Below are 13,265 nucleotides of genomic sequence, written 5' to 3'. Positions count from 1 at the left end.
CCATGAAGGCATGACAACCGGCCAGCCAGGCAAAACACGCCACCGGCCGGTTATTTAAGCTAAATCACTAAAAGGAGCACCACATGGCAATCAGTTTGCAAAAAGGCGGCAACGTCAACCTGAGCAAGGAAGCACCTAACCTGAAGAAGATCATCGTCGGCCTCGGCTGGGATCCTCGTTCGACGGACGGCGCCACCTTCGACCTTGACGGTAGTGCTTTCCTCCTGAAAAGCGACGGCAAAGTCCGTGGCGACTCTGACTTCATCTTCTACAACAACCTGAAGTCGACCGACGGTTCCGTCGTCCACACGGGCGACAACACCACGGGCGAAGGCGAAGGCGACGATGAGCGCATCGAAATCGACCTGTCGCGCGTACCAGCCGACATCGACCGCATCAGCGTCACCGTCACCATTCACGACGCCGACGCGCGCCGCCAGAACTTCGGCATGGTCTCGAAAGCCTTCATCCGCTGCCTGAACGCGGAAGGCGAAAAAGAAATCGCCCGCTACGACCTGTCCGAAGACAGCTCGACGGAAACGGCGATGATCTTTGGCGAAATCTACCGCTACAACGGCGAATGGAAGTTCAAGGCCATCGGCCAGGGCTTCAACGGCGGCCTGGGCCCCCTCGCACGCTCGTTCGGCGTCAACGCTTAAATTCACACTCGTTAAACCTACTGCGCCGCTCACTTTCGGGCCTGCGTTGCTCGCTGTACCTCCGTACAGCTGCGCTACTCGACCCGAAATCGAGCTTGCTCGCTACGGTTTTCCGAGGTGAATTATCTTAATGTCATATCATTGCTGCCGCCTGCACAGATCAGGCGGCTTTTTTTTGGAGATTTATCATGCCAGTATTTAGTGTCACGGGCGACGTCGATCCTTTCCTCCACGTCAGCATGAAGCAGGGCGAAACCATCTATTGCGAATCGGATGCGATGGTGATGATGGAGACGGCGCTGGACTTGAAAGGCAAGATGACGGGCGGCCTGGGCGGCGCCATCATGCGCCGCTTCGCCAACGGCGAATCGTTCTTCCAGCAGCATATCGAAGCGGTGCGCGGCAGCGGCGACTGCCTGCTCTCGCCCACCCTGCCGGGCGCCATCGAAGTGGTCGACGTGGGCGCGCGCCAGTACCTGCTCAACGACGGCGCCTTTGTCGCCGCCACCTCGGGCACGGAAATGAAAGTGCGCACGCAAAGCCTCGGCAACGCGCTGTTCGCCCAGTCGGGCGGCTTCTTCGTCATGGAGACGGCCGGTACGGGGCAAGTGGTGGTGTCGGGCTTCGGCTCCATGTTCCAGCTTGACGTCGAGCCGGGCAAGGATGTCGTGATCGACAATTCCCACGTGGTGTGCTGGGACAATAGCCTGAAATACGAGATTTCCGTGACCACGGGCGGCGGCTCGGGCGGCGGCGGCATCGGCGGTTTCCTCGGCAATATCGTCAACAGCGTGACCAGCGGCGAAGGCATCGTGCTGCGCTTTTCCGGCTCGGGCAAGGTCTTCATCTGCTCGCGCAACCGCGATGCATTCCTGAAATGGACAGCCAGCGGCAAAGCTGGCTGATTCCCCTTCCCCATAAGGCCAGGTTAAGTTTTTCTGGCTACACTGCCCGCGCGCGCACCTGCGCGCGGCTTCCCCTATTTCCACCCGGTCCCCGTACATGCAAAGAGTCTGGTTCAACAAAACATTTTCCTCGGTCGGCACTGCCATGCGCCTGATCCGCGAGGCCGACATGGCCGCCACAGGCGGTGTGCCCCGCTATCACATCGTGTGCAGCAATACGAACGCGCACGCGGCCGCCTTCTTGTCGGCCCACGAATACGCGGTCGAACCGTCGGGACTGACGGGCCACAACTATGTCGAGTGGTGCCTGGAATTTTGCCGCGAGCGGGGTATCACGATTTTCTGGCCCGGCAAGGAAGCGGGCCTGATCGGCAGCGCCAGCGCGCGCTTCGCCGCCCTCGGCACGCGCGTGCTCAGCGTGGCCACCGAAGAGGTACTCGACCTGATGCACGACAAGGCACGCTTCTGCGACGGCCTCGATCTGCCCATGGCGCGCCCGGCCGACTACCGCGCCGTGACCACCATCGCGCAATACGACGCCGCCTATGCCGAACTGCGCCCGCTGCATCGCAAGCTGTGCATCAAGCCGTCCGAATCCGTGTATGCGCTGGGCTTTGCCATACTCGATGAAGAGCGCAGCAGCGCCCAGCTGCTGCTGGCCGGCGCCGCCTACCAGGTCAATGCGCAGGAACTGCGCACGGGCCTGGCGCAGATGGCATCGTTCAAGACCCTGCTGCTGATGGAATACCTCGACGGCCACGAATACAGCGCCGATTGCGTCGCCGACCAGGGCAAGCTGATTTGCGCCGTGCCGCGCAAGAAGCTGCACGGGGGCGGCAGCGGCCAGCTGATCGAACTGCGCGCAGACTTGCTGGCGGCCTGCGACAAACTGGCGCGCGACTACCGCTTGAATGGCGTGTTCAACATCCAGTTCCGCGAAGGCGCGAATGGCCTGGCCTTGTTGGAGATTAACCCGCGCATGTCGGGCGGCATCGGCATGGCGTGCGCGGCCGGTCCCAACCTGCCCTACCTGGCGCTGGCCGGCTTCGACCAGGGCTTTGACAAGCTCAGTGTGCCCGCCATCCACGAAGGCATGCGCGTGGGCGAAGCCGCCTACGCCGTGGAGCTGCCATGAACAGCGTCAAGAAGCAGATGCCCACGGGTGAGCTGACCCTGAAGGTGGACGAGGCGCGCTTTCCGCTGGACTGGCTGATCGGCTTTGCCGCACGCGCCAACGCCAAACGCGGCTTCCTGTTCCTGTCGAAAGTGCTGGGCAAGCACTGGCCCGTCACGCCGCGCGCCATGCAAGCCATCCACGACGACCTGGCCGCGCAAATCCCCCCCAGCCTGCCCGGCCCCGTGGTCTTCATCGCCATGGCGGAAACGGCCGTCGGCCTGGGCCAGGGCGTGTTCGAAGCCTGGCTGCGCGCCAATCCCGGCTCTTCCTGCAAGGCGCTGTTTTTGCACAGCTCGCGCTACCGCGTGGGCACAGTGCCCTTCTTCGAGTTCGAGGAATCGCACAGCCACGCGCCGCGCCAGTTCTTGCATTTATCGGATGCGGCCAGCACCCTGTTTTCCACCGCGCGCAGCCTGGTGCTGATCGACGATGAAGCGTCGACCGGCAACACCTTCGCCAACCTGGTGCAAGTGTGCCGCGCGCGCTATCCGCAGCTGGAAAAGCTGCACCTGGGCGTGATCACCAATTTCATGGGCCAGGCCGCCAACGCGGGGCTCACGCAGCGTTTCGGCCTGCCCACGACCATAGGCGCGGCGCTGTCCGGCCACTACGCCTTCCAGGCCGGCGATGCGCCGGCTCCGGTAGCGGCCAGCGCGCAGCGCTTCGAAGCGAATGCGGAACGCGGCGCCAGCCCCGCCTTCGGGCGCATCGGCGTGGGACGCGCCTTGACCCCGCCGCAAGGCCTGGCGGTGCAACTGGCGCAGGAAATCGGCGCCGGCGACTCCGTGCTGGTGCTGGGCACGGGCGAATTCATGCACCCGTCGTTCCTGCTCGCGCGGGAACTGGAAAGCCTGGGAAAGAACGTGGTGGTGCAATCGACCACGCGCTCGCCCATCCTGTCGTGGGGCTCCGTCGGCCATATCGTCAACTGCGACGACAATTACGGCGAAGGCATCGCCAATTACCTGTACAACGTGGCGCCTGGCCAGTACCAGCACGTTTTCATCTGCCATGAAACTCCGGCCAGCCCGGCCCTCATGCAACTCGCCGGCCAGTTGAATGGCCGCCTGTTCCACTTTCAGTCAGAGACCAAAATTGAAGAAATTCCTGTTTGTTGATCTGGACGACACACTGTTCCAGACCCCGAAAAAATGCCCGGGCGAGACCGACCTGCAAGCGGCCGCCTATTTGAAAAATGGCGACGCCTGTTCGTTTACGACGGCGCGCCAGCGCGCCTTCTTTGAATTCGCCCAAAGCGGCATGACGCTGATCCCCGCCACGGCGAGAAATGGCGACGCGTTTCGCCGGGTCGACCTGCCGTTTACCAGCTACAGCGTGCTCGATTACGGCGGCATCGTGCTGCAGCCGGGCGGCGCGCTCGACGCCGGCTGGCTGGCCCTGATGCAAAGCGACATGCAGACGGCGCTGCCCGGCCTGCAGGATGCCATGCGCATCATCGACGATTTCCAGATCAAGACGGGCATGCCCTCGCGCGCGCGCCTGATCGAGGATTACAACACGCCGTTCTACATCGTCGTCAAGGACCATGAAGCGCGCGGCGAACGCCTGGCCGACATCGAAGAGCAAGTGCTGCAGCAGTGGATCGCCGCCGAAGGTTCGGACTACTTCATCCACCGCAACGGCAACAACCTGGCCGTGCTGCCGAAGACCCTGAACAAGGCGCGCGCCGTGGCCTACCTGCGCGCGGAACTGGAAGCCGAACATGGCCCCATCGTCAGCTTCGGCATGGGCGACAGCCGTTCGGACGCGCGTTTCATGGCTGCCTGCGATTACGCCATCATCCCCAACGGCACCCAGCTGGCGGCACTCACGGTGGCGGCGCTATGACCGACAGCACGCAGCATTTCAGCGGCAGCTACCGCCAGGAAGACGTCGAGTTTCTGCTCACGCCGATGGCGCTCGAGCCCATCCTCGACCTGGCCGAAAAAGAGCGTTTGATCCAGTCGGGCCAGCGCCACTACAGCGAGATGCTGTCGCCCGAATCCCTGCCCTCGCCCGCCTACCTGGCCCTGTTCCAGAGCGCGTTTGCTGCCAACCGCCTGCAGATGGCGCGCGACTGCCTGCGCCTGGCGGCCCTGATCGCGGCGCGCCGCACTGGCGCCATCACGCTGGTGTCGCTGGCGCGCGCGGGCACACCTGTGGGCGTCATCCTGGGGCACTTGCTGCGCCAGGTATTCCAGCGCGAGTGCAGCCATTATTCCGTCTCCATCATCCGCGACCGCGGCATCGATGCGAATGCCTTGAAACACATCCTGGCGCAGGGCCACGGTGACGCCTCCCTCGTCTTCGTCGATGGCTGGACGGGCAAGGGCGTGATTTCACGCGAATTGCGCCAGACGGTCAACGATTTCAACGCGGCCCATGGCACGGCCGTCGACGGCGGCCTGTTCGTGCTGGCCGACCTGGCAGGCACGGCCGCCTGCGCCGCCTCGGCCAGCGACTACCTGATCCCGTCGAGCATTTTGAACGCCACCGTCTCGGGCCTGGTCAGCCGCTCCGTGTTGAATGATGCCATCGGCCCCGACGACTTCCACGGCTGCGTGTACTACGCGCAGTTCGAGCAGCACGACCAGTCGCGCGATTTCGCCGACGGCCTGGTGGCCGACGCCATGGCGATCGCCGCCAGCAGCGGCGTCCCCCTGGCCGAAGCGAGCGATGCGCCAGCCATGGCGGCACGCTCGCAAGCCTACATGGCCGCTGCGCAGCAGCAATACGGCATCAGCGACATCAACCTGATCAAGCCAGGCATCGGCGAAGCGACGCGCGTGCTGCTGCGCCGCGTGCCCGAGCGCCTGATCGTGCGCGACACGAATGCGCCGGACGTGGCACATTTGCTGCTTCTGGCGCAGGAAAAAGCCATACCCGTCACAGTAGAACCGGCGCTGCCCTACCAGGCGGTCGCCCTTATCAGGAGCGCAGTCGATGGATAACAACTCCCTACACCCACAAAGCGAACACAAGGCGGCGCTGGGCGCCTCCATGTATGTGCCGACCACGCACAAGGACTTGCTGGCGATCGCCAATGGCGACAAATTCAGCCATTTGCGCTCGGTCATACTTTGCACCGAAGACGCCATCGCGGAACGCGACCTCAGTTACGCGCTGTTCAATTTGTCGCTGGCGCTGCAAAACATGTGCGACGAGTCCGATACCTTGCGCTTCGTGCGCGTGCGTAATCTCGAGGTGCTGGCGCGCGTGCTGGCCATGCCCGGCGCCGACAAATTGAGCGGCTTCGTGCTGCCCAAGTCCACGCGCCACAACTTCGCCGCGTATTTCGAGCTGGTGCGCCACACGCACCATTTGCTGATGCCGACGCTGGAAACGGCGGAAGTGTTCGACGACGAGGAAATGAAGCAGTTCCGCATCATTTTATCGGCGCCGGAAGTGCGGCGCCGCATCCTGGCCCTGCGCATCGGCGGCAACGATCTGCTGGCCCTGCTGGGACTGCGCCGCCCCACCAGCGGCACCATTTACCAGACGCCGCTGGGCCAGGTCATCGGCCGCCTGGTGACCATCTTCAAGCCGCACGGTTTCCAGCTGACGGCACCCGTCTTCGAGCACCTGTCGCAGGGCAGCTGGCTGGACGCCGAAGTGGCGCAGGACATGGCGCACGGCATGATCGCCAAGACGGCCATCCACCCGGACCAGGTGCCGCAGATCGAGCGCCACTACCAGGTGGCGCAGTCGGACATCGAACTGGCGCTGCGCATCATCGACCCGGATAGCCCGGCCGTGTTCCGCATGCAGGAATCGATGTGCGAAGTGGCGACCCACTCCAGCTGGGCGCAGCGCATCATCGAACAGGCGCGCCTGTTCGGCATCCGCCATGTGGCCGACGCGGCACCGGCGCACCTGCCGACTACCTCATTGACTCAACTCTCAAGCGACGAAGGGATTGCACGACCATGACCAATTTCACACGCGGACAAAAAGGCAAACTGGCTGACCTGGGCTTGAATGGCCCGTTTGCCGTCACGCTCGATATCGTTTCGGGTTCGATGGAAGTGGACGTCAGCTGCTTCGGCGTCGATGCGGCCGGCAAGCTGTCGGACGACCGCTACATGGTGTTCTTCAACCAGAAAAGCGCGCCGGACAACGCCATCACGGTGGACTTGAACGGCCCCCGCTCCACCTTCCAGGTCGACCTTTCCCGTCTGCCAGCCTCGATCGACAAGCTGGTATTTACGGCGGCGACGGACCAGGGCAGCATGCGCGCGCTGGGCAACTCCAGCATGGCGCTGGGCCAGGCGGCCACCTTCGCCTTCACGGGCAATGACTTCCAGGACGAGAAAGCCGTCATCATCGGCGAACTGTATCGCCGCGACGGCAGCTGGCGCTTCGGCGCCGTGGGCCAGGGCTTTGCCGGCGGCCTGGCGGCGCTGCTGAAGCACTTTGGCGGCAGCGAGGCGGCTTCGTCGTCCCCTGCTCCCGTGTCCACGCCAGCAGCGCCACCGCCACCACCGGCAAATAAAATCTCGCTGTCGAAAATCCGCCTGGAAAAACGCGGCGACAAGATTTCGCTCGACAAGCGCGACAGCGGCGGCTATGGCCGCATCCGCGTCAACCTGAACTGGAACCAGAACGCCGCGCAAGGCCAGGCGCCCGCCTCGAAGCTGGACACGGGCTTTCTCGGCAAGCTGTTCAACAAGCCGGCCAGCCGTTCGGGCGGCATCGACCTCGATATCGGCTGCCTGTTCGAAATGAGCAATGGCAGCAAGAGCGCCGTGCAGGCCTTGGGCAACAGCTGGGGCGCCTACGACCGTCCGCCGTACATTCACCTGGAAGGCGACGACCGCACGGGCAGCGTCAGCAGTGGCGAAAACATCTTCATCAACGGCACCCATTTCGAGCAGATCAAGCGCGTGCTCGTATACGCCTTCATCTACGAAGGCGTGCCGAACTGGGCCGCCACCGATGGCGTCGTGACGATCGAGATCCCCGGCCAGCCTACCGTGGAAGTGCGCCTCGACACGGACAGCTCGCACGCCATGTGCGCCATCGCCATGCTGGAAAACCACGGCGGCAACCTGCAGGTGACAAAATTGGTGGAATACTTCGGCGGCCAAGGTAAAATCACGGCGCACCAGGCCATGGACGAAAGATATAACTTTGGTCTTAACTGGAAAGCCGGACGGAAAGACTAAATCTTTCTCCAACTAAACAATTCACCCCCTAACATGACCCCTACGACCAAAAAAGTCACCTTCGCCTTCGTCATCTTCCTCGTGGCCGGCTTCCTGCTGCTGGCCGCCTACACGTGGATGGCTCTCAGCTTCTCGTACTCGGAAGGCGAACGTGCGGGCTACCTGCAAAAGTTCTCCAAGCGGGGCTGGATCTGCAAGACATGGGAGGGTGAATTGCTGCTGACGGCGCTGCCGGGCACCATCCCGGAAAAATTCCAGTTCAGCGTGCGCAATGAAGAAGTGGCGAAGCAACTGACGGCTGCCGCCGGCAAGCGCATCCTCGTCACCTACAGCCAGCACAAGGGGGTGCCGACGCAATGCTTCGGCGAGACGGAATATTTTGCCGACAAAGTCGTCTTGAGCCAGTAATAGAGACAGTAATACGACCGCAATTCCAGTAGCTCCAGCAACATCGCGCCGGCCAGCCCGTCCAGGCCGGCGCCTCCCCTCCCGCCGCATCATTGGCGCGCCTCACACATTCTCACTTTCTTATACACTAGGGCAATTAGTTCTGACTGAGACATTTTACTAATGTAGTAAATGTGCGTGGTGATTGTGCCTTCGCATGATGCCCAGCCAGCCAACCTTCAGCCTGCATCATCACCGGAAATGTCATGCGCATCTGCCACCCTGTCCTGGCCTTGCTGGCCGTCTCGCTTCCCCTCTCCGTCCAGGCACAGGATATCTCCGGCATGGCCGGCGCCCTGAAAGTCAGTTCGACCAATGAGCGCACCTTTGTGGCCGCCGTCAGCTACACGCAGCCGGTGGGACACTACAACGCCGTCAGCCTGTCGTATATCAACGAAGGCCACCCCGAAGACCATCACCGCGACGGCATGGCGGGCCAGTTCTGGCTGCGCACGAAAAAAGTGGAGCAGGGCCTGATGCTGGGCGCCGGCGTGGGTCGCTACTTCTTCTTCGACACGGCCAGGACCGACGACGGCCTGCACAACTTCGACAATGACCATGGCTGGGGCTCCATCGTCAGCCTGCAGGCGCGCTGGCAATTCGACAATCGCTGGTATGCGCAAGCGCAAATCAACCGCATCCGCCCCAGCGGCAAGGACAATACCACGCACCTGATGATCGGCGCCGGCTACCGCTATGACGGCGTGCCGGGCGCCAAGCTGCACTTGCAGAACTGGGCCCACGACGACACATTGACACTCTCGACGGGCCACACCATCGTCAACAGCTTGCGCTCGGAAAGCGCGCGCCCGTTCACCCTGGAATACCGGCGCGCGGCGGGAAAATACGTGGACTGGACGGTCACCGCCCTCGATGAAGGCGATGCCGACCTGGCGCACCGGCGCGGCGTGGCCGCCCAGCTGTGGCTGATCCGTTCACTCAATGAAAAGGTGGAATTCGGCATGGGCGGCGGCCCCTACCTGGCGTGGGACGGGCGCGACACCCAGGGCCACGGCACGCGCCTGACAGGCTTGCTATCGGCCACAGCCCGCTACCACCTCGACCGCCGCTGGGTGGCGCAAGTGGCGTGGAACCGGGTCGTCACCGATTATCACCGCGATGCCGATTTGATTCTGGTGGGGGTGGGACGGAAGTTTTGATGACGAAACCAGTCCCGCTGGGACTGGTTTCGAATTCTGTTAACGTGAGCGCCAGACGGCGCCAGCTTCATTCGGCTGCGTCAAGCGTTCGATCACTTCACGCGTCAAACTGGCCGAGCTGACTTGTTCGGCTTTAGCGCGGGCGGCGGTCAGCGAGCTGGAAAAGACCGTTTGCGGCTGCTCCAGGCTGGCGCGCAGGGCGGCCAGTTCACGCTCTTGCTGCTGCGCGCGCGCCGTGTCCTGTTCCAGCAATTGCTGCCTGGCGGCGGCCATCGCGCGCGTGGTCTCGGCGGCCTTGCGCTGCAGGGCCGCATGCGCCTGGGCGCTGGCCAGCAAGGCTTGCTGCGCGGCGAGTTTCTCGCTGGCGGCCTGCTGTGCGACCCGTTCCAGCTGCTCGCGCTGGCGCATGGCGTCGAGCGCCTGCTGTTCCATGGCGGCGCGCGTTTCAGCGGCCGCCGTCGCCTGCTTTTCCGCCTCCAGACGGCCGGCGATGGCTTGCGAAGCGCGCTCTTCGGCGCTGCTGGTCTGGCGTTGCTGCACCAGTTTTTGCGCGATCAAGGCCAGCGACTCGCGTTCGGCAGCGACGAAATCGCGCTCGGACGCCAGCAGCGCGTCGGCCGCTTGCGCCTTGTCTTCTTCCACGCGGGCACGCTCGCTATGCACTTGTCCCAGTTCCACGGCCAGGCGCGCCTGCGCCTGCACGGCTTGCGCGGCAGCCGCTTTCTGCTCGCCTTCGACCAGCGCCTGGTCCATCAGGATGCGAATGGCGTCGGCTTCCTTTTGCGCCGCTTCCCGCAAGGCCTGTTCGGCCGCGTGCTGGCCGCGCAGCAGTTCGGCTTGCGCGTCTTCTGCGGCGATGCGTTCCTGCGCCGCGTTACACGCCAGCGCTTCCGCTTCGAGTTTTTCTTTCAAGGCGGCCAGGGCGGCTTGTTCTGCGGCCAGGCGTTCCTGCTCGGCTTGCAGCAGGCGCTCCGCCTGCCGGGCTTTTTCCTGCGCCAGTTGCGACACCTGCGCCTGCGCAGCCAACGTCGCCTTGCCGGCATCGACCGCGGCCTGCTCGGCGTCATTCTGGCTGGCGGCCAGTTCCGATGCCTGGCGCGCCAGTTCGGCGCGTTCCTGCGCCAGGCTGGCGGCGTGCTGCTGCTCTTCCAGTTCACGCGCCGCTGCCACGGCGGCTGCCTGCTCGGCCGCTTCGCGCGCCTTGGTCTGTTCCAGTGCGGCCGTTTCCGCTTCCAGCTTGGCGTGGCCGGCGATTTCCGCATCCTGTTCGGCCGCTACGCGGGCCAGCGCCACGGCGCGCAGCTGGCGGTCCACCTCGATGCGCGCCTCGGTGGCGGCCAGGATGCGCACGTCGGCATCGCGGCGCGCCTGCGCGCTGGCGACGGCGACCATTTCCAGGCGCTCGCGGTGGATGGCCGCGTCACGCAATTCTTTTTCCGTCTGCAGGCGCAAACGCAGGGACTGCGCCGCATGGCGTTCCGATTCCGCCTGCGCCAGGGCGATGGCTTCGCGTTCCTGCTCCAGGTGCGCCAGCGCGCGCGCTTCTTCCAGGGCGCGCACTTCGGCGGCGGCGCGGTTGAAGGCCGATTCCAGCGCGATCTGGTCGGCGCGCTCGCGCTGCACCGTCAAGTCCAGCGCTTCGCTTTCCGCTTCGGCCAGCATCTGCGCCGTCTGGCGCGCACCGTGCGCATGGCGCTCGCGTTCACGCGCCAGCACGGCGACTCTGGCGTCGGCCGAGGCGATGCCCACCATTTCTTCCTTGGCCGCCTGCACGGCGGCGACGCGCTCGACGGCTTGCAGGCGCGCCTGCTCCGTCTGCACCTGCAATTCTTCGGCGGCGCGGGCGGCCTGTTCGGCCAGTTCCGACTGCACCGCCACTTGCTCGCAGGCGCGCAAGCGGCTTTCCTGTTCCGCGCGCGAACGCTGTTCGGCAGCCAGGCGGATGGCATTGTCGGACTCCACGCGCGCGCGCAGTTCGGCCGTCTCCTGCTTGACCGCTTCCAGGCGGGCCACGCTGGCTTGCGCGGCGGCGCGCATGGTATCGAGACGTTCGCGGTTGGCGGCAATCGCTTCTTCGGCTGCCTGCGCATTTTGCTGTGCGGCGGCGGCGGCGGCCGCGTCGATGGCGGCGCGGTCCTCGGCCAGCGAGCGCACGCGCGCCTCGGCCAGCGCGCGGCTCTCGGCGGCGCAGGTGGCCTTCGCTTCCGCTTCCACGCGGGCAATCGCCTCGTGGATGGCTTTTAATTCCATTTTCTGGCGTTCGGCGGCAGGCGCCTTGCCATCAGTTTCGGCTGCCGGCTCGGCTTGCGACTCGGACATGGGGGTGGACGGCGCGGCAGGGACAGGCGCATCAGCCTTGCGCTCCAGGTCCTTGAAATCATGCAGCGAGACCATGCTGTCCTGGTCGAACTCGTCGTCGGCGCAGTACGCGACGGTGAGGGAGGCGGCCTGGCGCTGATTTTGCTGTGCTTGCATGATTTCTCGCTTATTCGGGTGAATTCCATTGCTTATAGGAATTTATTACCACCATTATCGAACAGGCATACTCAAATCAGCGCCGCAAGAAGAGCCTGTTTTACCGCTCTTTTCGAGATTTGGCAGGGATTTAAGCGTCCGAGAAAATGCTCAGGGCAATGCAACGCCGCCATGGGCGTTTTATCGCGCGCTTAAATTGGCCATAGGGGAGCTTCATCCATCAGGGCCACCTGCTCGCGCAATTCCAGGATGCGGTCCTGCCAATAGCGCTGCGTGTTAAACCACGGGAAGGCGACGGGGAAGGCGGGGTCGTCCCAGCGGCGCGCCAGCCAGGCCGAATAATGGATCAGACGCAGGGTGCGCAGCGCTTCGACCAGGTACAGCTGGCGCGGGTCAAAATCGCAAAAATCTTCGTAGCCGGCCAGGATGTCGCTCATCTGGCGCACCTGGTCGCTGCGCTCGCCCGACAGCATCATCCACAGGTCCTGGATGGCCGGACCCATGCGGCTATCGTCGAAATCGACGAAATGGGGGCCGGCGTCCGTCCACAGCACGTTGCCGCCATGGCAATCGCCATGCGTGCGCAGCACGGCCACGTCGCCCGCGCGGTCATAGCAGCGCTTGACGCCATCGAGCGCCTGCTGCGCCACGCTGGAATACGCGGCCAGCAGTTCGGGCGGCAGGAAATTGCCTTCCAGCAAGAACTCGCGCGGCTCGACACCGAACGTCTGATGATCGAGCGCCGGCCGCTCCTGGTAGGTGGACAGCCCACCGACGGCGTGGATGCGGCCGATGAAGCGCCCTATCCATTCCAGGGTGGCCGGATCATCCAGCTCGGGCGCGCGGCCGCCGTGGCGGGGGAAGACGGCAAAGCGGAAGCCCTGGTACTGGTGCAGGGTGCTGCCGTTGATCTCCAGCGCCGGCACCACCTGGATTTCGCGCTCGACCAGCTCGGACACGAACGCGTGCTCTTCCAGGATGGCCGTGTCGCTCCAGCGCGCGGGGCGGTAAAACTTGGCCACCAGGGGGGCGCTGTCTTCGATGCCCACCTGGTAGACGCGGTTTTCGTAGCTGTTCAGGGCCAGCAGGCGGCCATCGCCGCGCAAGCCCACGCTGTCGAGCGCGTCGAGCACGCAATCGGGGCTCAGGGCGGAAAAGGGATGGACGGGCCGGTCGTCCTCGTGCGGCTGGTTTTCATTGTGCATAAGCGACATTGTAAGGCGCGCGCGGGCCGCCGGTGCAAACACTTCGGCGGCAAGCCGCAGCAAAGCGTATAC

Annotated in this window: 12 protein-coding genes; 10 read left to right on the top strand and 2 right to left on the bottom strand. The window is 64.2% G+C overall.

Annotated elements, in window-relative coordinates; genetic code table 11:
• Positions 1-83: 83 nt before the first annotated feature.
• The 10 genes from FJQ89_RS25700 to FJQ89_RS25655 all read left to right on the top strand — a co-directional run bounded on the left by FJQ89_RS25700 (position 84) and on the right by FJQ89_RS25655 (position 9,513).
• On the top strand, positions 84-659 hold the full coding sequence (locus FJQ89_RS25700; RefSeq protein WP_034759261.1) for a TerD family protein: 576 nt from the start codon (positions 84-86) through the stop codon (positions 657-659).
• 188 nt (positions 660-847) lie between these two features.
• Positions 848-1,564, top strand: a complete 717-nt coding sequence (locus FJQ89_RS25695; RefSeq protein WP_141172237.1) for a TIGR00266 family protein — start codon at positions 848-850, stop codon at positions 1,562-1,564.
• Between the two features lie 97 nt (positions 1,565-1,661).
• Entirely contained in the window at positions 1,662-2,699 is a 1,038-nt protein-coding gene (locus FJQ89_RS25690; protein ID WP_141172236.1) for an ATP-grasp domain-containing protein, read from the top strand.
• Positions 2,696-3,859, top strand: a complete 1,164-nt coding sequence (locus FJQ89_RS25685; protein WP_141172235.1) for a phosphoribosyltransferase domain-containing protein — start codon at positions 2,696-2,698, stop codon at positions 3,857-3,859. Before FJQ89_RS25690 ends, FJQ89_RS25685 begins: the two co-directional genes overlap by 4 nt.
• Complete coding sequence (locus FJQ89_RS25680) at positions 3,837-4,589, top strand: HAD family hydrolase (RefSeq protein WP_141172234.1); 753 nt, start codon at positions 3,837-3,839, stop codon at positions 4,587-4,589. Before FJQ89_RS25685 ends, FJQ89_RS25680 begins: the two co-directional genes overlap by 23 nt.
• On the top strand, positions 4,586-5,692 hold the full coding sequence (locus FJQ89_RS25675; RefSeq protein ID WP_141172233.1) for a cysteine protease StiP family protein: 1,107 nt from the start codon (positions 4,586-4,588) through the stop codon (positions 5,690-5,692). The genes FJQ89_RS25680 and FJQ89_RS25675 overlap by 4 nt, the downstream gene beginning before the upstream one ends.
• Complete coding sequence (locus tag FJQ89_RS25670; protein ID WP_141172232.1) at positions 5,685-6,671, top strand: HpcH/HpaI aldolase/citrate lyase family protein; 987 nt, start codon at positions 5,685-5,687, stop codon at positions 6,669-6,671. Before FJQ89_RS25675 ends, FJQ89_RS25670 begins: the two co-directional genes overlap by 8 nt.
• Positions 6,668-7,906, top strand: a complete 1,239-nt coding sequence (locus tag FJQ89_RS25665) for a TerD family protein (RefSeq protein ID WP_141172231.1) — start codon at positions 6,668-6,670, stop codon at positions 7,904-7,906. Before FJQ89_RS25670 ends, FJQ89_RS25665 begins: the two co-directional genes overlap by 4 nt.
• 33 nt (positions 7,907-7,939) lie before the next feature.
• Positions 7,940-8,314, top strand: coding sequence for a hypothetical protein (locus tag FJQ89_RS25660; RefSeq protein ID WP_141172230.1), 375 nt, complete (start codon positions 7,940-7,942; stop codon positions 8,312-8,314).
• A gap of 245 nt (positions 8,315-8,559) precedes the next feature.
• Positions 8,560-9,513: a hypothetical protein gene (locus FJQ89_RS25655; RefSeq protein ID WP_243136265.1), complete on the top strand. Its 954-nt coding sequence runs from the start codon at positions 8,560-8,562 to the stop codon at positions 9,511-9,513.
• A gap of 39 nt (positions 9,514-9,552) precedes the next feature.
• On the opposite strand, the gene FJQ89_RS25650 is transcribed toward FJQ89_RS25655, so the two are convergent.
• Both FJQ89_RS25650 and FJQ89_RS25645 read right to left on the bottom strand, forming a co-directional pair.
• Entirely contained in the window at positions 9,553-11,988 is a 2,436-nt protein-coding gene (locus tag FJQ89_RS25650; RefSeq protein ID WP_141172229.1) for a coiled-coil domain-containing protein, read from the bottom strand.
• A 191-nt stretch (positions 11,989-12,179) separates the two neighbouring features.
• Positions 12,180-13,193 (bottom strand): serine/threonine protein kinase, encoded by a 1,014-nt coding sequence (locus tag FJQ89_RS25645; RefSeq protein WP_141172228.1) that lies wholly within the window; start codon positions 13,191-13,193, stop codon positions 12,180-12,182.
• Between the last annotated feature and the right edge of the window lie 72 nt (positions 13,194-13,265).

Origin of the sequence: Janthinobacterium tructae (genome assembly GCF_006517255.1) — a bacterium.
Lineage (GTDB): Bacteria > Pseudomonadota > Gammaproteobacteria > Burkholderiales > Burkholderiaceae_D > Janthinobacterium > Janthinobacterium tructae.
This window is presented reverse-complemented; position numbering and strand designations above follow the sequence as displayed.

Coding starts and splice junctions, on each gene's coding strand:
- FJQ89_RS25700 (WP_034759261.1), top strand. CDS start 84: ATGGCAATCAGTTTGCAAAAAGGCGGCAACGTCAACCTGAGCAAGGAA.
- FJQ89_RS25695 (WP_141172237.1), top strand. CDS start 848: ATGCCAGTATTTAGTGTCACGGGCGACGTCGATCCTTTCCTCCACGTC.
- FJQ89_RS25690 (WP_141172236.1), top strand. CDS start 1,662: ATGCAAAGAGTCTGGTTCAACAAAACATTTTCCTCGGTCGGCACTGCC.
- FJQ89_RS25685 (WP_141172235.1), top strand. CDS start 2,696: ATGAACAGCGTCAAGAAGCAGATGCCCACGGGTGAGCTGACCCTGAAG.
- FJQ89_RS25675 (WP_141172233.1), top strand. CDS start 4,586: ATGACCGACAGCACGCAGCATTTCAGCGGCAGCTACCGCCAGGAAGAC.
- FJQ89_RS25670 (WP_141172232.1), top strand. CDS start 5,685: ATGGATAACAACTCCCTACACCCACAAAGCGAACACAAGGCGGCGCTG.
- FJQ89_RS25665 (WP_141172231.1), top strand. CDS start 6,668: ATGACCAATTTCACACGCGGACAAAAAGGCAAACTGGCTGACCTGGGC.
- FJQ89_RS25660 (WP_141172230.1), top strand. CDS start 7,940: ATGACCCCTACGACCAAAAAAGTCACCTTCGCCTTCGTCATCTTCCTC.
- FJQ89_RS25655 (WP_243136265.1), top strand. CDS start 8,560: ATGCGCATCTGCCACCCTGTCCTGGCCTTGCTGGCCGTCTCGCTTCCC.
- FJQ89_RS25650 (WP_141172229.1), bottom strand. CDS start 11,988: ATGCAAGCACAGCAAAATCAGCGCCAGGCCGCCTCCCTCACCGTCGCG.
- FJQ89_RS25645 (WP_141172228.1), bottom strand. CDS start 13,193: ATGCACAATGAAAACCAGCCGCACGAGGACGACCGGCCCGTCCATCCC.